The following is an 888-nucleotide window of genomic DNA, read 5'->3' as shown; positions in this document are numbered from 1 at the left end:
AAATCAACCGAATATGGAACGCCGAATTCTACATCATTGAAGTGACGGAAACGCTCGACTTCATGAACATCAAATCAGCGGGGTTTATGGAACGGCTTCGGCGGCCATCATCCGACCAGCATCATTGTCCCGGACCACTCCACTTCCCACCGTCGGCATGGTCGATGATCATCCGGATCGGATCGTCCGGGTAGGACCATGCTGGAGATCGTCGGTACCAGATCGTCTATCAAGATCGTAGCCCGGGATCGTCGGGTGCAGGATCATGAAGTGCGAGATCGTGCATCAGAATGTCGGTCGGAAAATCATCGCGCACTTCATCGAAGGCGGCCGGATCGCGCACCACCCATATAGATGAAGTCACGATGGCGGCCACGGTGATGGGGGACGATCACCTGCTCAATATCTACGTCAAGAATGTATCAGATTTTGAGCAGCTGATCTGGAGGGGGCTGGCGCGATGTTTGGCTGCTGGTGCAGGGCAGTCATATATAGAGGTATCATCGCCATCGATCAGAAATGGTAACATCAGATGTCCACCTTTCTGACGAGGTGTGACGAACGTTCCGATCTCTCTGGATGGCGACACACGATGGCCACCACGGATGCGCAACGCCAAAAATGGACCTGCCAAGGGTCTCAACCCCTACACCCACTACACCGATTTCAGTCCACCCCTACACCCGAGATGGGCGCGAAAAGCGCAGAAATCCGTGCTTTTAAAGACCCGGTGTAGTGGGTGTAGGGGATGTAGACTTACTTTCATTCAACCAGATCATCATTCAAGCCGCCGCCACCGGGGGAATGCAAAACCACCCTACATCCCCGTCACCCCTACACCCTACGGGCCGAGGTCGAGACGATGGGCGATCACGATGAGGTCGTGCG

The 888-nt window shown here is 54.7% G+C and carries 2 protein-coding genes; one reads left to right on the top strand and one right to left on the bottom strand.

The annotated features are described in order from the left end of the window. Positions 1–194 (top strand): hypothetical protein (locus V2I08_RS20505; RefSeq protein ID WP_349636586.1); only part of this gene is annotated, 194 nt, incomplete at its 5' end. 35 nt (positions 195–229) lie between these two features. On the opposite strand, the gene V2I08_RS20500 is transcribed toward V2I08_RS20505, so the two are convergent. Further along, a complete protein-coding gene (locus V2I08_RS20500; protein WP_349636585.1) occupies positions 230–376 on the bottom strand; it encodes a hypothetical protein in 147 nt (48 codons plus the stop codon). Positions 377–888 lie beyond the last annotated feature (512 nt).

The organism is Sphingobium sp. MK2 (assembly GCF_040170545.1).
Lineage (GTDB): Bacteria > Pseudomonadota > Alphaproteobacteria > Sphingomonadales > Sphingomonadaceae > Sphingobium.
The sequence above is the reverse complement of the archived record's forward strand: the minus strand, read 5'-3'. Positions and strand labels throughout refer to the sequence as shown.